The organism is Nonomuraea sp. SYSU D8015 (assembly GCF_008065375.1).
Lineage (GTDB): Bacteria > Actinomycetota > Actinomycetes > Streptosporangiales > Streptosporangiaceae > Nonomuraea.
On sequence record NZ_VJYI01000010.1, the window covers coordinates 40,579 to 56,847 of the forward strand.

Below are 16,269 nucleotides of genomic sequence, written 5' to 3' on the forward strand. Positions count from 1 at the left end.
CCGGCCGCCTAAGGCCGCCCGGGCCGCCGGGTCACGCCGGCCCCCTCGCGTCGGCCGGCCGGGACCCTCCGGCCCGGGCGGGCGCCCCCTCAGTGGAGGGGTGCCCAGATCGAGCCGAGCGGTTGGACGGTGAGCGAGCGCAGGACCGCCGTCCCGCCCTCGGCGAACACGCCGAGCCCGCCGGGTCCGGGGAAGACGAGGTCGGTGATCACCGTCTGGCCCCCGTGACCGAAGAGCTCAACGGAGGACGTGTCGAGGTACGCCGTGAACCGCACCCTGCCGCCCTCGACAGGCGCCGGACCGCCGTGCCGGCCCGCGGCCGCCTGGCCGGGGCCCCGCTCCACGAACAGTTCGCCGGCGCGCACGTCGTAACCGAACCTGGCAACCTGACAGTCACCGCCGGTGGCGTCAGCGTCGTCCCCGGACGCCGCGCCGCCCCCCTGGGACTGGCCGATGTGTGCCTCCTCCCCGGACGCCGCGCCGCCGCCCTGGGAATCGCCGACACGCGCGCCGCCCCCGATCATCACACCGTCGGCCCGCTCATCTCCAGAGTGCGCGGCGTCCCCAGAGATCGCGCTGCCGGCCCTGTCGTCGCCGGAGTGGGTGTCGTCCCGGGAGGCCGCGCTACCCACCTGGTCATCGCCGGAGTGAGCGTCGTGCCCGGAGGTTGCGCCGCCGATCAGGAAGCCGAACCGCTCGGCCGTGCCGGGCTCGAACTCGGCGATGATCTCGATGGCGCCGCATCCTGCCGCAACCGGCAGGGAGGCGGGGCCGCTCACCTGCAGGTCGTTCAGCTGAACGGCCGGCCCGGTGCGCAGCCCGGTGACCGCCCCGACCGGGCGTTGCGCCAGCCGGACCCGGCCGCCGTCGGCGACCAGCGACAACTCCCGGGGCAGGGACATGGCCCCCCGCCAGGGCCGCGTGCCGATCGAGGCGATGTCGTCCCAATTGGCCATCCAGCCGATCCAGTAGCGGCGGCCGTCCGGCGCGCCGTTCCAGGAGACGGCGGCGTAGAAGTCGCGCCCGTGATCGGCCCACGCCGTGGAGACGTCGTCGGGGGTGAACGTGACGCCGTCGAAGTCGCCGACGAAATACTGCACGCCGGAGCCGCCGACCGGCCCTCCCGGGTTGAGGCTGACCGCCATCATCCACTTCGACCCGCCGCCCCCTCCCTCGACGGGCAGTTCGAACAGGTCGGGCACCTCCCAGACGCCGCCGGTCGCCCCGGCCGGGCCGAACTCGCTGAGCCGCGTCCACGCCTTCAGGTCGTCGGAGCTGTAGAGCGCGATCTTCCGGTCCGCGGCCAGCGCGACCACCATGACCCAGTAGCCGCCGTCGGCGTGCCAGAAGACCTTCGGGTCGCGGAACTCCGTCGAACCGATGTCGAGCACCGGGTTGCCGGCGTACCTCGTCCAGGTCCGGCCGTGGTCGGTGCTGTAGGCCAGGGACTGCGCCTGCCGGCCGGTCGCCGGATTCCACGCCGTGTAGACGGCGACGGCCGCCGCCTTGCCGAAGCCGGCCGTGTCGTGCTCGTCCACCACCACGCTGCCGGAGAAGACCTGCTCGTCCGGGGTCGCCGGGATGGCCGTGCCGAGCTCCTCCCAGTGCACCAGGTCGGGGCTGACGGCGTGCCCCCACGAGATGTTGCCCCATCTGTCCCCGTCGGGGTTGTACTGGTAGAAGAGGTGGAACTCGCCGTCGTGCCACACCAGGCCGTTGGGGTCGTTCATCCAGTTGCGCGCGGGCGTGTAGTGCACCTGCGGCCGGTACGGCTCGCTGTAGGGCGGCAAGGCGATCCTCCTGTTTCGGGGCTCCGGGTTTTCGGGGGCTAGAGCGCGGCCACGGAGTCGCGGACCACGAGCGTGCAGGGCATGAGCGCGTGCTCGCCGCCGGGCTCCGGCGCCGCGGAGGCCGCGCGGGCCAGCGCCCGGCGCGCCGCCCAGGCGCCCATCTCGTAGTGCGGCAGGGCGACGGTGGTCAGCGCGGGATCGAGGGCGTCGGCGACGTGCTCCTGGTCGTCGAAGCCGACCACGGACAGGTCGGCGGGAATGCTCAGCCCGGCCGCGCGGGCGGCGCGGTAGGCGCCCATGGCCATCCGGTCGTTGAAGCAGAACAGCGCGCTCGGCCGGTCGCGCCGGCCGAGGAGCTCGGCGGTGGCCCGCGCGCCGCCGTGCACGTCGCCGGTCTCGCCCCGGACGACCAGCGAAGGGTCGAAATCGGCGCCGAGCGTGGCCGCGAAGGCCTCCAGCCGCTCGCGGGCCGCCGGGACGTCCTCGCCCGTCGTGCAGAACCCGATCCGCCGGTGCCCGGCGGCGAGCAGGTGCTCGACCGCGGCCCGCGCGCCGCCGCGCTCGTCCGGCACCACCCAGTCGGCCGCCGGAGCGGACGTACGCCCGTCGCCGGTCGCCGGGGTGGGCCTGCGCCCGTCGCCCAGGGCGGACGTGCGCCGCTCGCCGGGCGCGGCGACCGTCGGGCGTCCGTCCAGTACGACCACCGGCAAGCCCTCGGGAATCTCCGGAACCTCGACCTCCCGGTGGTACATGCACGCGTACACCAGCGCGTCCACGTTCCGCTGGACCAGCGCCTGGACCGCGCTGCGCTCCAGGTCGGCGACGCCGCCGGTGTCGATGAGCAGCAGCACGTATCCCGCCTGCCACGCCGTCTCCTGCGCCCCCTTGAGCATCCGCCCGGCGAACGGCGTGGTGGCCACCATGTCCGACAGCAGGCCGATGGTACGGGTCCGGCGCGTGCGCAGGCTGCGCGCCAGCAGGTTGGGCGCGTAGCCGAGCTCGTCGGCCGCCTGCCGCACGCGCTCGCCGATCGCGGGCTTCACCCGCCTGGCGTCCTGGCCGTTCAGCACGAGGGAGACGGTGGACACCGACACGCCGGCCCGCTCCGCCACGTCCTTGAGTGTCGCCACGGGACCGCATCCTCTCACGTCAAACGTTTGACATCAATGTCGCGCCTGGTGAGAAGGGGGTCGCGATGTCGTCGGCAGGCGCGGGCTCAGGAGGACTCGACCGGCTGACCGGACAGGAGCCGGGTGTCACGCAGGATCAGCCGGACGGTCTCGTCCAGGGTGCTGGTCTCTCCGACGAGAGTCTCCCGCCCGCCCGGCAGCACGTCGCGCCGCACGTACCACTGCCGCATGTCCTCGGGCCCGAACCGGGAGCGCTGAGGCCGGGTCTCGCGCCGGCGGAGCGTCTCCTCCCAGGAGACGTCTGAACACCGGACGACCGTACCGGACGGCTCAGCCGGAGTCGTGGACCCGGCGGGTGACCTCGTCGGCCAGGCGGTCGAGTGAACGGTCCAGCAGCTCGCGGACCTCGTCGGCACGAGAGCCCGAGTCGGGCTCGTCGAGCAGCGAGATGTGCACGGTCACCTCGCTCGCCCCGGCCGTCGAGTCCGCCACCTGGAGCCAGCCGGCGTAGTCGGGGTGGTCGCGGCCGCCCCATTCCACCCGGAGCTGGTCCTCCGACGCGCGGAACAGGCCCTCGTGCGCGCCCTCGCCGGGCACGAGCTCGCCGTCGGCCTCCACGGTGCCGGGGCCGGCGTCCGTGACGTGCAGTCCCTGCGGCAGCCATCGGTCCATGACCGCGACGTCCGACGCGACCCCGTACACGATCATGCTGTCGGCCGGCATGCCGCGTGTTGCCTCGAATTCAGCCACTTCGGCCCCCTCCTGCTGCTTCGGCTCCCCGGGCCAATACACCGCCGTACCCGTGTGATCTGGTCGCAAACCGCGGCCGTCCTGCCGGGGTTCACCGCTACGGTTGCGTGGGTGGGAAGCGTGCGGCGAGGGGAGCGCGGCGATGGCGGAGCTGCCACGGGTGCCGCCGGAGATGTTCCGGTTCACCACCACCGAGCGGGCCGATCTGCACACGGCGGTCCTCTACGCCTTCGGCGAGGCCAACGAGCGGCTGGAGACCGCGCTCACCGTCGACGAGGTGCGCGAGCGGCTGCGCGCCGTCGGGTGGTACGCCCCGGTCGGGGAGCCCGAGCTGGCCGCGACACTCAAGCAGCTCGTCGGGTGGGGCCTGCTGGACGTGATCTTCAACCACGGCGGGAGCTTCGCCACCGCCGAGGAATACGAACGCAAGAACCTGCAATATTCGCTGACCAAACGGGGCGAGGCGGCGTTCGCCGGGGTGCAGCACGCGATGGCCATGCTGGCCTCCGCCGGGGCGCTGCAGACCGCGGTGCTCGACGCGATCGGCGACCGGCTGGGTGAGCTGGAGGAGCTGCTGCGGGATCCCGATCCCGGGCGCAACCGGCGGATCTTCAGCAGCCTCCAGGAGCTCGAAGGGCATCTGGACGGGCTGCGCAACAACACCAAGCAGTTCAACGGGGAGCTGCAGCGGCTGCTGCGTGTCGAGGGCACCGACCTCACCACGTTCCACGAGGTCAAGGCCGCCACGGTGGCCTACCTCCAGGAGTTCGTGACCAATCTCGAGCAGCGCGGTGACACCGTCGCCGCCGCCCTGGAGGCGGTCGCCCGCCACGGGGTGAGCGTGCTCCACGCGCGGGCGCTCGACGGGGCCGACCTGCCCACGGTGCCGGGGGTCGATCACGCCACGCCGTGGCTGGCCGTCCGGGCGGCCCGGTGGGAGGGGCTGCGGCTCTGGTTCGCTCCCGAGGACGGCGGCGTGCCCCGGGTCCGGCAGCTGCACGACGTGGCGCGGCGGGCCATCGTGGCGCTGCTCCAGGTGCTCGATCGGATCACCGACTCGCGGCGGCGCTCGTCCAGCGCGGCGGCCGACTTCCGCACGCTGGCCCGGTGGTTCGCCACGGCGGCCAGTGAGGACGACGCGCATCGGCTGTGGGACGCCGCGTTCGGGCTCGGGCCGGCCAGGCACGCCCATCTCGGCCACGCCGACGCCGAGCTCATCCCGGCCGGGGTGCCGTGGGCGGAGGCGGAGCCGGTCGAGGTGTCGGCGTTGCTGCGATCGCGCGGCCGCACCGAGCGCATGGGGCGCACGGGGAAGGTGCGCGACGTGGAGGCGTTGCGGGCCGAGCGGCGGGCCCGGGCGGAGAAGGAGCGGGCCGAGCTGGAGGCCGCGTGGTCGGCGCTGGCCACGACGGGCGCGATGCGGCTGTCGCAGCTGGGGGAGCTCGAGCACGACACGTTCGGGCGGCTGCTCGACCTGCTCGGGCGGGCCCTGGCCGAGCGGCCCGACTCGACGGGGTTCCGGCGGGCCGTGACCTCCGACGGGCGGGTGGAGATCGTGCTGCGCGACCCCGAGGACGGCGCGGTGGCCGTGCTGCGCACCTCCGAAGGGTGGCTCCGCGGCCCCGACTACCTCATCGACATCCGCTCGCTCGGCCGGCGGCGGGTGGTGGGCGCGTGAGCACGCTCGCCAACCAGCTCGTCAGAGCCGAGAAGGAGGAGATCGCCCGGGCGATCAGGACTCTGCTCGGGCGGCCTCTTGTGTCCCAGCACGACGACCCCGCCGCCTTCGACCTGATCAGGAAACGGCGGCACCCGCTCACCCAGTGGTTCGACTACTTCTGCGGGTGGCGCCTGGTCGTGGAGCCGCGCCAGGGGTACGCCCGCCTGGTCAAGGTCCGCTCCGAGGCGAGCGCGACCCGGCCCGCGCGGCGGCGGCGCACCACGCGGGCGCCGTTCGACCGCCGCCGCTACACCCTGCTGTGCCTGTGCGCGGCCGAGCTGCTCACCTCACCGGTCACCACGATCGGCATGCTGGCCCAGCGCGTCGTGCAGGCCGCCGCCGTCGAGCCGGACGTGCCGGCGTTCGACCCGGTCAGGGCGGAGGAGCGGGCGGCGTTCGTCGACGCGGTCAAGCTGCTGGAGCACTACGGCGCCGTCACCGCCATGGACGGGACGACCGACTCCTACCTCGCCGACGAGGCCGCCAAGGTACTCTACCGGGTCGACACGACCCGCGTGATCCGGCTGCTCGCCGCCCCGGTGCCGCCCTCCAGGGCGTCCGGCATGACCGAGCTCACCACGGAGGCTCGCTACGGCGGCGACGAGCCGACCGAGACCCAGCGCAACCTGTGGGCCAGGCACTCGCTCATCCGCCGCCTCCTCGACGAGCCCGTCGTCTACCGCGACGAGCTGACCCCCGCCCAGGCCGCGTACGCCGCCTCCCTCACCGGCCGCCAGATCATCCGCCGCGCCGCCGAGGAGGCCGGTTTCGTGCTGGAGGAACGCGCGGAGGGCTTCCTGCTCGTCGACCCCGACGCCACCGCCACCGATGCCAGGTTCCCCGACGACGGCAGCCACGCCAAGGTCGCCGCCCTGCTCCTGCTCGACCTGCTGGTCTCCACCGGCCCCGTGACCGCCGCCCGGCTCGACGCCGAGGCGACCGAGCTGCTGCGCCGCTTCCCCCAGTGGGCCAAGGCCTACCAGTCGGACGGCGGCGGGCCGCGGCTGGCCGCCGACGCGCTGGAGGTGCTCACGCTCTTCGGGCTGGCCCGCCGCACGGGTGACCGGGTCACCGCCCTGCCCGCCGCCGCCCGCTACCGGGTCGGCCGCGGCGCGGACCTCGTGGAGGAGGACGTATGACAGTCACCGAGCTCAGCCCCTCCCGGGACGCCGGCGGGGGAGAGGCCCGCTGGAGGCCCGTACGCGCCGGGATACTCAACGTCTGGCGCTACTACGACGAGGTGTTCGAGTTCCACCGGGGCCGGCTGCTGCTGCGTGGGCCCAACGGGAGCGGCAAGTCCAAGGTGCTGGAGCTGCTGCTGCCGTACGTGCTGGACGCCAGTCTCAAGCCGAGCCGGCTGTCCACGTTCGGCGGCACCGAGCGGACCATGCACTGGAACCTCATGGGCGACGGCGCCACCGGCACCACCCGGGTCGGCTACGTGTGGCTGGAGTTCCAGCACTCCGACGGGCGCTGGTTCACGTGCGGCGCCCGCCTCCAGGCCACCATCCACACCAAGAACGTCACCGCCGCCTATTTCACGACCGAGGCCCGCATCGACACGCCGGACGGCGTCCGGCTCAGCGGCGAGGGCGGCCAGCCGCTCACCAAGGCGCAGCTCGCCGAGGAGCTCGGTACGTCGGGCAAGGTGCACGAGTCCGCCGAGGCCTACCGCACGGTCGTCCGCCAGACCCTCTACCGGGGGCTCAACGAGCAGCGTTACGACTCGCTCCTCACCGCTCTGCGGCAGCTGCGCACCCCCAAGCTGTCCGAGCGCCTCGACCCCGGGCTGCTGTCCGAGCTGCTGTCCAGCGCGCTCCCACCGCTGGGGGAGGGCGAGATCCACGAGATCGCCGAGGGGTTCGAACGCCTGGACCGGCAGCGCGAGGAGCTGCGGCTGCTCGATCGGGACGTGGAGGAGGCCGACCGGCTCGCCGCCCGGCAGCGCGGCTACGCCCAGCGCGTGCTGCGGGCGGCGGCCGCGGCCGTCACGTCGGCCGGCTACGCCATGGACTCCCTCGCCGCCGAGGCCAAGGCCAAGCGGGAGGCGCTCAAGGAGGCCGAGGGCGAGCTCCTGGCCGCGACCGCGCGGCTGGGGGAGGAGGAGGCCCAGGAGCTGGCCCTGGCGGCGCAGATCGACGGGCTGAAGGAGAGCGAGGCGTACAAGGCGGGCGGTGACCTGCACCGGCTCCGCACGGAGGCCCAGTCCGCTCACGAGGCGGCGACCCGGCTCCGCGACCAGGCAGGGGTGGCGGCCCGGTCCGCCGCCGCCAAGCAGGAGCAGTCGGCCCGTGCCGAGACCGCCGCCCGGACGGCCGCGTCACTCGCCGACCGCGCGCGGGCCGAGGCCCGGCAGGCCGCCGAACGCGCCGGGCTTCTGGCGATCCATGAGGAATGCGAACGCCCCGCCCCGGCTCTCCGCCTCGCCGGCCACCGGCCCGACGCCGGTGGCGGCACCTGGGAGGGTGACCGCGACGCCGGAGACGATGGTCGTGCGCAGGGCAGGGGCGAGGCCGCAGGCGCCGCACCGGCCGCCTCGGGGTCCGATCCCGCAGGTGACGCGGGCGGTCGCACGCGAGACGGCCGGCGGCATGACGTGCCCGGCGTCGCGCGTGCGGACCGGCGGGACGCGGCCGGCACAGGGCGGGCCGGCCCTGAGCAGGGCGCGGCCGACGCCGATCGGGAGGGACGGCGCGGCGCCTTCCGCGGTGATGGACGGCCCACCGCCGACACCGCGCATCAGCGGGGCGGCGCCGCTCAGGAGGGCGGCGCGGGTCAGCGGGGCGGCGCGGCTCAGGAGGGCGGCGCGGGTCAGCGGGGCGGCGCGGCTCAGGAGGGCGGCGCGGGTCAGCGGGGCGGCGTGTCCCGGGACGGCGAGGGCGTGCACGCCGGCGTCGACAGTGAGGAGAGCGTGCGGAGGGCACGGGAGCTGCTCCGGGCCGCCGTGACCAGCCGCAACGCCCAGATCAGGGAGGTGAGGGCCGCCGCCCTGGCCCACGGGGAGGCGATCAACCGCCGCACCGCCGCCGAGCAGGACCGCGCCCGCGCCCGCGAGGACCTGGCCACCGCCCAGGAGGCCCACGACCGCGCCGAACGCCTCCGCGACGACCGGTTGCGCGACCTGGCCGCCGCCCTGGCGGAATGGGCCGGCGGCTGCACCCAGCTGCAGCTCGACGCCGAGGAGCTGGCGGGCCTGGCGGACCGGTTCGAGCAGGCCGACGACCTGGTCACCACGGCCCGCACCACCGCCGCCGTCCGGCTGGCCGCCCGGGAACACCACCTCACCTCCCTCCGCGACAAGCTCCTGGACGAGCGCGCCGAACTGGCCAGGGAACGCGAGAGCCTCGACGGCCGGGCCGTCCTGGAGCCGCCCGCCCCGCACACCCGCACCCCCGCCGCCAGGGAGGGACGCCCGGGTGCGCCGCTGTGGCGGGCGGTGGCGTTCAGGTCGGGCGTCGACCCCGTCGCGCAGGCCGGAGTGGAGGCCGCGCTGGAGGCCGCGGGCCTGCTCGACCTGTGGCTGCTGCCCGACGGCGGGTTCGACGCCGGGGAGCACGACGCGTTCGCCGTGGCCGCGCTGTCCCGGCCCGCGCCCGGCTACAGCCTCGCCCACGTGCTGTTCACCGAGGCGGACTCCCCGGCCCCGGCCGACGCGGTGCTGGCCGGGATCGCGTTCGGGCCCACCGCGATCGGCGTCGACCATCCCGCCGTCGTGGGCGCGGACGGCACGTGGCGGCTCGGCCCCGCGGCGGGCCGCTGGGTCAAGCCCGAGCCCTCCTACATCGGCGCCACCGCCCGCGAGCGGGCCAGGCGGCGTCGCGTCGCCGAGCTGGACGAACGGCTGAGCGACCTCGCCGGCACGATCGCCGAGTGCGACCACCTGCTCGCCGTCATGGCGGGCGAGCGCGAGACACTGGCCGCCGAGCTGCGGCGCAGGCCCGGCAGGAGACCGTACGCCGACGCGGTCCAGGCACTCGACGGCGCGGTCAAGAAGGTCGCGCTGCTGGAAGACCAGCTGCGGGCGTACGAGGGGCGGTTGCACGAGCGCGAGCGGGACGTCGGCAGGTCGCTGCGGCGGCTCACCGAGCTGGCCGCGGCCCACGCCCTGCCGACGTCGCCGGCCGCGCTGGACACCCTGGAGGAGGCGCTGCGCACCGCCGAGACGACCGGCGCCGTCTGGCACGACCGCCGCGGCGACGCCCGGGCCGCCCGCGAGCGGGCCGAGCACGCCGCGGAGACCGCCCGCGAATACCAGGACCTCGCGGTCCGGGCGGTCGAACGCGCCGAGGAGGCCGCGGCCGCCGCCGTCGTGCTGGCCGAGCGGCTGGCCGCCATCGAGTCCACGGTCGGGGTCGAGCACCAGCGCGTGCTGGAGCAGCTCCAGCAGACCCAGGCCGCATACCAGGCCTGCCGCCGCCTCATCAAGTCGGTCAACGACGACCTGGCCCGGCTCAACGCCCGGCTCGGGCAGCTCAAGGGCGAGCTGACCACGGCGGAGGAGAAGCATGCCGAGGCGGGCCGGGCGCGTGACGCGGTGTCCGAACGGTTCCGCCGCCTGGCGGCCGGGCACCTGCCGGCGGACGCGCGGGTGACGGCCGAGCTGTCCCCGGACGCCGGGGTGCGGGCCGTCCTGGAGGCGGCCAGGGCCGTGGCCGAGCAACTGGCCGCGGTGCCGTACGAGCAGAAGAACGTCAGGGAGGCCGAGGCGCGCCTGCAGGACGCCTTCCACCACGCCAGGGAGATCCTCGCGAACCGGGCGGACCTCGAGCTCACGCCCGACGACGACGTCCAGGTGCTGACCGCCGCCTTCGGCGGCGTCCGAGCGGGGGCGGCGGCGCTCAGCAAGGCCCTGCGCAAGGAACGCGACGAGCGGCGGTCGGACATCACGGAGGCGGAGCGGGACCTGTTCGACCGCACGCTGGCCGGCGACACGCGGCGGCACCTGGCCGACCGGATCAGGCAGGCGACCGCGCTGGTCGACGGCATGAACCAGCGCCTCGAACGCGTCCGCACCGCCTCCCGCGTGGCGGTCCGGCTGGTGTGGCAGGTCGACCCCGCCCAGTCGGCCGGCACGCGGGCCGCCCGCGACCTGCTGCTGCGCGATCCCGCCGGGCTCAACGAGGCCGACAGGGAGGCCCTTTACGTCTTCTTCAGGGACCGGGTGGAGGAGGCGCGGGCCGACGACTCCTCGGCGAGCTGGGAGGACCAGCTCATGAAGGTGCTGGACTACACGGCCTGGCACCGGTTCGTGGTCAAGGTCGACCGCGGCGACGGCCAGGGCTGGCAGGACCTCACGAGGAAGCTGCACGGGGCGCTGTCGGGCGGGGAGAAGGCGATCGCGCTGCACCTGCCGTTGTTCGCCGCCGTGGCCGCGCACTACCAGACCGATCCCGGGTGCCCGCGGTTCATCCTGCTGGACGAGGTGTTCGTCGGGGTGGACCGGACGAACCGGGGGCAGGTGTTCGATCTGCTGGTGGATCTCGGGCTGGATCTCGTGCTCACGTCGGATCATGAGTGGTGCGAATACCGCGAGCTGGACGGGATCGCGATCCACCAGCTCATCACGGGGGACGGCGACGACGCCGTGACGACGGCCCGCTTCGTGTGGAACGGCTACCGGACGGTGGCGACCGAATGACCGCCGGCGACCGGACGACCGCTCGCGACACGTCCGCCCCGGCCGGGAGCGCCCTCGACCCGTCCGCCGTTCCCGAGCGGCTGCGCCGTGCCGCGCTGCGCCCTGTTTGGCAGGCGGTGCACGAACGGCTCTCCTCAGGCCACCAGGTCAGCCGGGTCAAGGTGAGCGGGCTGGGGGAGGAGCAGCAGGCCGCCGTCGCCGACCTGCTCGGCCTCGACCGTTACCCGGGCCCGTCGATCACCATTGACGTGGCCCGGCTGGAGGGCGCGCTGGGCGGGCTCGACGTGCGTACCGTCACCGAGCACGTCGTCGGCCCGCTCGACGACCGCAGGCGGCGGCGGGCGGAGGAACGGCTGGAGCGGGAGGCGCTGCTGGAGTGGTTCGCCGCCCATCCGGTGGTGGCCGCCGAGCCCGCGCTCCTGGCCCTGTCCGCCGTCCGCGCCGGTCGCGACCTGCTGGAACAGGCCCTCGCCGTGCTGGCCGCGCTGCCCGCGTCGGGACGGCCGCTGGCGGCGGTGGCGGCCGACGTGACCGGCGATCCGCACGCGCTCGACGAGGGCACGCGCCTGGGATCGCTGGTGCTGAAGGCCTTGTCGGCGCTCTATGACGTGCCCGCGCCGGAGGGCGCGGAGGCGCGGCGGGCGCTCTGGGAGCGCGCGGGCGTGGCCTGCGACGCCCTGTCCACGACGGTGCTGGTCGCCGGATTACGCCCGGCGGGCGACTCCGCGCTGGCCCGGGTGCTGCGGATCTGGGACGGCCAGGCCAGCGTGATCACCCTCGCCCAGCTCGGGGACCCCCTGGAGCTGCGGGAACGGGACGTCTGGGTGGTCGAGAACCCGACCGTGATGGCACTCGCCCAGCGACGCTTCGGCCCGTCGTGCCCGCCCATGGTGTGCACCTCCGGCTGGCCCAACAGCGCCGCCGTCCGCCTGCTGCGCTCGCTGCCCGGCACCACGCTGCGCTACCACGGCGACTTCGACGGCGAAGGGCTGCGGATCGCCGCGTACACCATGGCCAAGACGGGCGCGGCCCCGTGGCGCATGTCCACCGCCGACTACCTGCGAGCCCTGGAGGAACGATCGGCCGCCGGCCCCGGCGACGACCGGCCCGAGGCCGGCGGGTTGCCCGCCCCGGGCAGGGTGACGGACGCGCCGTGGGATCCGGGCCTCGCCCCGGCCATGCGCGCGCACGGCCTCGCCGTCCCGGAGGAACTGGTGGCCGAACGCCTGCTCGCCGACTTGGCATGACGCCGCACTCGCCGGGCGCCTGCCCTCACGAAGCGGTGGCCAGTTGCGCCGCCCAGGGCGGGTTCGCGCCCGCCACCGAGCAGGTCAGCGCCGACACCTGGACCGCGAAGGCCGCCGCCTCGACCGCCGTGGGCAGGTCGAGGGCGTCGAGGCGGCCGCCGAGCAGGCCCTTCACGCCGAGGTGGTGCAGCAGCCCGGCCGTGAAGGAGTCGCCCGCGCCGACCGTGTCCACGACCTCGACCTCCGGGGCCGGCACGGCGGCGCGTTCCCCGTCGAGGGACACCAGCGCGCCCGCCGCACCCCTGGTGATCACGATGAGCCGGGCGCCGGCGGCGTGCCAGGTGTCGCAGGCGCGGTCCATCGGCACGCCGGGGAGCAGGAACTCGAGGTCGTCGTCACTGAGCTTGAGGATGTCGGCCCACTCGCACCACCGGGCGACCTGGTAGTCGTCCTTGGAGGCGAAAGAGGGGCGGACGTTCGGGTCGATCGAGATCGTGGCACGTGCGGCGGCGGCTCGCGCGAACTCCTCGATCGCCGTCCGGCCGGGCTCCCTGACCAGAGCCAGTGAGCCCGTGTGCAGGCAGACGGCCGGGCCGAGGCGGTCGAGGTCCAGCTCGTACGGGCTCCACCCCCAGTCCGCGGTGCCGTCGGCGTAGAAGGTGTACTCGGCATGGCCGCGTCCGTCGAGGGCGGCGATCGCGAGCGTGCTGGGCTCCCGGGCCGCCACGGACGCCGACAGGTCCACGCCCGAGGACGCCAGGTGCTCGCGGAACAGCTCGCCGAAGACGTCTCCCGAGATGCGCCCGAGGAAGCGTGTCGGGGTGCCGAGACGGGACAGTGCGACGGAGGTGTTGGCGGGTCCGCCGCCCGGCAGCACGCGCAACGCCAGCCCGTCCGCCGCCCCGCCGGGCTCGGGTCTGTCCGGGGACGACGCGTCGGACGTCCTCGCGGTGCCGGTCTGGCTCGAGCCGGGCGGGGAGGTGGGACGCCGGTCGGTGAAGCCGTCGGCGACGCATTCGCCCAGGACAGCGATCATCGGGCCAGCCTTTCTGACACGTTGCCGATTTGTTACGGCGTGGGGGCATTGACGTTTCTGGAACGGGAGTCCATCATCGCAGCACGGCGGATGTCAACGTTGACATATGTCAACGATGACATTGAATCCCCCCAGATAGGAACCGCTCATGAACGCAAGACTTTCGGCCGGCCTGCTGATCACTGCCCTCCTCGTCACCGGGTGCGGCGGCGGTGGCGGCGGCGACACGACGACCACCACCACGCCCAAGGTCGGGCTGATCACCAAGACCGAGACCAACCCCTTCTTCGTCAAGATGAAGGAGGGCGCGCAGAAGGCAGCCCAGGCCAACGGCGTGGAGCTCATGACCGCCGCGGGCAAGTCCGACGGTGACAACGCCTCCCAGATCACCGCGATCGAGAACATGGTCGCCGCCGGTGTGAAGGGCATCCTCATCACCCCGAGCGACACCAAGGCCATCGTCCCGGCCGTCAAGAAGGCACGTGACGCCGGCGTCCTCGTGATCGCCCTCGACACTCCGACGGAGCCGCAGGACGCCACCGACGCGCTCTACGCCACCGACAACTTCAAGGCGGGCGAGCTGATCGGCCAGTACGCCAAGGCCGCCATGGCCGGCAAGCCCGCCAAGATCGCCACGCTGGACCTGGCGCCCGGCATCACGGTCGGCCAGCTCAGGCACGACGGCTTCCTCAAGGGGTTCGGCGTCCCGGCGGGCGACCCGTCCATCGTCTGCTCCCAGGACACCAACGGCGACCAGGCCAAGGGCCAGACCGCGATGGAGAACTGCTTGCAGAAGGCCCCTGACATCAACGTCGTCTACACCATCAACGAGCCCGCCGCGATGGGCGCGTACACCGCGTTGAAGGCGAAGGGCCGCGAGAAGGACGTGCTGATCGTCTCCGTCGACGGCGGCTGCACCGGCGTCAAGGCCGTGCAGTCCGGACAGATCGCCGCCACGAGCCAGCAGTACCCGCTCAAGATGGCCGAGGACGGCGTCAAGGCCGTGGCCGAGTTCGCCAAGACCGGCAAGAAGGCCTCCGGCTACACCGACACGGGCGTCACGCTGATCACCGACAAGCCCGTCTCCGGCGTCGAGGCCAAGGACACGGCCTTCGGCCTGGCCAACTGCTGGGGCTGACATGGCCGTCATGGAAGCGACGCTGCCGCGCCGCCTGATCAGCACGCCGGTCGCGGGCCCGCTGGGCGCGCTCGTGCTGGCGTGCGCGTTCTTCGGACTGAACACCGAGCAGTTCTTCACCGGCCCGAATTTCTCGCTGATCATCCAGCAGGTCATGGTGGTCGGCACGCTCGCCATCGGGCAGACCCTGATCATCCTCACGGCCGGCATCGACCTGGCCAACGGCGCGATCATGGCGTTCGGCGGGATCGTGATGACCAAGCTGGCCGTGCAGAGCGGGCTGCCGCCGCTGCTGGCGGTGGTGGCCGGGCTCGCGGTGTGCGCCGGGTTCGGGCTGGTCAACGGGCTGCTGGTGACGCGGATCTCGCTGCCGCCGTTCATCGTGACGCTCGGCATGCTCAACGTGGCCTTCGCGCTCACCCACATCTACTCGGAAGAGCAGACGATCACGGACCTGCCGCCGCTGCTGACGTTCCTGGGGCAGACGTTCCAGATCGGGCAGACGAACGTCACGTACGGGTCGCTGCTGACGATCCTGCTGTTCCTGCTGTTCGCGTACCTGCTGGGGTCCACGGCGTGGGGCCGGCACGTGTACGCGCTCGGCAACAGCCCCGAGGTGGCGCGCCTGACCGGCATCAGGACGCGGCGGCTGACGATCGGCGTCTACACGCTGGCCGGCTTCGTGTACGGCATCGCCGCCCTGCTGCTCGTCTCCCGCACCGGCGTCGGCGACCCGCAGGCCGGCCAGACCGACAACCTCGACAGCATCACCGCGGTCGTCCTCGGCGGCACCAGCCTGTTCGGCGGCCGCGGCCTGGTGATCGGCACGCTGGTGGGCGCCCTCATCGTGGGGGTCTTCCGCAACGGTCTCCAGCTCATGGGCGTACCGTCGATTTACCAGACCCTCATCACCGGCATCCTGGTGATCCTCGCCGTCACCGTCGACCAGCTGTCCAGGAGGAGGAACCGATGACCACCCCTGTGCTCCAGGCCCGCGGCCTGGTCAAGCGGTACGGCCACGTGACGGCGCTCGACGGCGCCGACTTCGACCTGATGCCCGGCGAGGTGCTCGCGGTCATCGGCGACAACGGCGCGGGCAAGACCAGCCTGATCAAGGCGCTGACCGGCGCGCTCGTGCCCGACTCCGGCGAGATCCTGCTCGACGGGAAGCCGGTGCGCCTCCGCTCTCCCATCGACGCGCGCCGGCACGGCATCGAGACCGTCTACCAGGACCTCGCGGTCGCGGCCTCGCTCGACATCGCCACGAACATGTTCCTCGGCCGGGAAATACGCAAGCCCGGCATCCTCGGCAGCGTCTTCCGGATGCTCGACAAGAAGCGCATGCGCGAGGAGTCCGCCAAGCACATGGCCGCGCTGAAGATCGGGCTGCGCTCGCTCACCCAGCCGGTCGAGTCGCTGTCCGGCGGTCAGCGGCAGGGCGTGGCCGTGGCCCGGGCGGTGGCGTGGGCCACCCACGTCGTCGTCATGGACGAGCCCACGGCGGCGCTCGGCGTCAAGGAATCCGGGCAGGTGCTCGACATGATCAGGCGGGTCCGCGACGGCGGCACACCGGTCGTGCTGATCAGCCACAACATGCCCCACGTGTTCGAGATCGCCGACCGCATCCACGTCCAGCGCCTCGGCCGCAGGGTCGCCCAGATCAAGCCGGGCGACCACAGCATGGCCGAGGTGGTGGCCATCATGACCGGTGCACTCCAGGTTTCGGAGGGCAAGGCGGTGGTGGCGGACAAGGACGCGGCGGAGGCGATCGGCCTGTCCTGACCATGCTCATCTCGATGATCGTGAGCCATTAACATGGG

12 protein-coding genes are annotated in these 16,269 nt (G+C 73.6%); 7 read left to right on the plus strand and 5 right to left on the minus strand.

The features are described 5' to 3' along the window. Positions 1–89: 89 nt before the first annotated feature. The 4 genes from ID574_RS60375 to ID574_RS34475 form a co-directional block, all read right to left on the minus strand. A complete protein-coding gene (locus tag ID574_RS60375; protein WP_223167354.1) occupies positions 90–1,790 on the minus strand; it encodes a glycoside hydrolase family 32 protein in 1,701 nt (566 codons plus the stop codon). Positions 1,791–1,828: 38 nt separating this feature from the next. Then, positions 1,829–2,920 carry a LacI family DNA-binding transcriptional regulator gene (locus ID574_RS34465; RefSeq protein WP_188193193.1) on the minus strand — a complete coding sequence of 364 codons (1,092 nt, stop codon included), beginning with the start codon at positions 2,918–2,920 and terminating at the stop codon, positions 1,829–1,831. 86 nt (positions 2,921–3,006) lie between these two features. Beyond that, complete coding sequence (locus ID574_RS34470; protein ID WP_188193194.1) at positions 3,007–3,150, minus strand: P-loop NTPase family protein; 144 nt, start codon at positions 3,148–3,150, stop codon at positions 3,007–3,009. A gap of 100 nt (positions 3,151–3,250) precedes the next feature. After that, positions 3,251–3,670 carry an SRPBCC family protein gene (locus ID574_RS34475; protein ID WP_188193195.1) on the minus strand — a complete coding sequence of 140 codons (420 nt, stop codon included), beginning with the start codon at positions 3,668–3,670 and terminating at the stop codon, positions 3,251–3,253. Between the two features lie 142 nt (positions 3,671–3,812). Between ID574_RS34475 and ID574_RS34480 the strand changes: the two genes are divergently transcribed. Genes ID574_RS34480 through ID574_RS34495 form a run of 4 tightly spaced genes read left to right on the plus strand, consistent with a single transcriptional unit; the run spans position 3,813 to position 12,275 of the window. After that, positions 3,813–5,348, plus strand: coding sequence for a TIGR02677 family protein (locus tag ID574_RS34480; RefSeq protein ID WP_223167355.1), 1,536 nt, complete (start codon positions 3,813–3,815; stop codon positions 5,346–5,348). Beyond that, a complete protein-coding gene (locus tag ID574_RS34485; protein WP_188193196.1) occupies positions 5,345–6,529 on the plus strand; it encodes a TIGR02678 family protein in 1,185 nt (394 codons plus the stop codon). The genes ID574_RS34480 and ID574_RS34485 overlap by 4 nt, the downstream gene beginning before the upstream one ends. After that, positions 6,526–11,028, plus strand: a complete 4,503-nt coding sequence (locus ID574_RS34490) for a TIGR02680 family protein (RefSeq protein ID WP_188193197.1) — start codon at positions 6,526–6,528, stop codon at positions 11,026–11,028. Before ID574_RS34485 ends, ID574_RS34490 begins: the two co-directional genes overlap by 4 nt. Further along, entirely contained in the window at positions 11,025–12,275 is a 1,251-nt protein-coding gene (locus tag ID574_RS34495; RefSeq protein WP_188193198.1) for a TIGR02679 family protein, read from the plus strand. The genes ID574_RS34490 and ID574_RS34495 overlap by 4 nt, the downstream gene beginning before the upstream one ends. Positions 12,276–12,300: 25 nt before the next feature. On the opposite strand, the gene ID574_RS34500 is transcribed toward ID574_RS34495, so the two are convergent. Continuing rightward, positions 12,301–13,311, minus strand: coding sequence for a carbohydrate kinase family protein (locus tag ID574_RS34500; RefSeq protein ID WP_188193199.1), 1,011 nt, complete (start codon positions 13,309–13,311; stop codon positions 12,301–12,303). 148 nt (positions 13,312–13,459) lie between these two features. Between ID574_RS34500 and ID574_RS34505 the strand changes: the two genes are divergently transcribed. From ID574_RS34505 to ID574_RS34515, 3 genes are read left to right on the plus strand one after another with little or no spacing between them, the layout of a single operon-like run. Beyond that, positions 13,460–14,449 (plus strand): sugar ABC transporter substrate-binding protein, encoded by a 990-nt coding sequence (locus ID574_RS34505; protein ID WP_188193200.1) that lies wholly within the window; start codon positions 13,460–13,462, stop codon positions 14,447–14,449. Positions 14,450–14,459: 10 nt separating this feature from the next. Next, complete coding sequence (locus tag ID574_RS34510) at positions 14,460–15,422, plus strand: ABC transporter permease (protein WP_223167356.1); 963 nt, start codon at positions 14,460–14,462, stop codon at positions 15,420–15,422. Continuing rightward, entirely contained in the window at positions 15,419–16,231 is an 813-nt protein-coding gene (locus ID574_RS34515; protein ID WP_188193202.1) for an ATP-binding cassette domain-containing protein, read from the plus strand. The genes ID574_RS34510 and ID574_RS34515 overlap by 4 nt, the downstream gene beginning before the upstream one ends. Positions 16,232–16,269 lie beyond the last annotated feature (38 nt).

Excerpts from the sequence above, each read along its gene's own strand:
- ID574_RS34500 (WP_188193199.1), bottom strand. The coding sequence starts at position 13,311 with ATGATCGCTGTCCTGGGCGAATGCGTCGCCGACGGCTTCACCGACCGG.
- ID574_RS34510 (WP_223167356.1), top strand. The coding sequence starts at position 14,460 with ATGGAAGCGACGCTGCCGCGCCGCCTGATCAGCACGCCGGTCGCGGGC.
- ID574_RS34470 (WP_188193194.1), bottom strand. The coding sequence starts at position 3,150 with ATGCGGCAGTGGTACGTGCGGCGCGACGTGCTGCCGGGCGGGCGGGAG.
- ID574_RS34495 (WP_188193198.1), top strand. The coding sequence starts at position 11,025 with ATGACCGCCGGCGACCGGACGACCGCTCGCGACACGTCCGCCCCGGCC.
- ID574_RS34490 (WP_188193197.1), top strand. The coding sequence starts at position 6,526 with ATGACAGTCACCGAGCTCAGCCCCTCCCGGGACGCCGGCGGGGGAGAG.
- ID574_RS34515 (WP_188193202.1), top strand. The coding sequence starts at position 15,419 with ATGACCACCCCTGTGCTCCAGGCCCGCGGCCTGGTCAAGCGGTACGGC.
- ID574_RS34480 (WP_223167355.1), top strand. The coding sequence starts at position 3,813 with ATGGCGGAGCTGCCACGGGTGCCGCCGGAGATGTTCCGGTTCACCACC.
- ID574_RS34505 (WP_188193200.1), top strand. The coding sequence starts at position 13,460 with ATGAACGCAAGACTTTCGGCCGGCCTGCTGATCACTGCCCTCCTCGTC.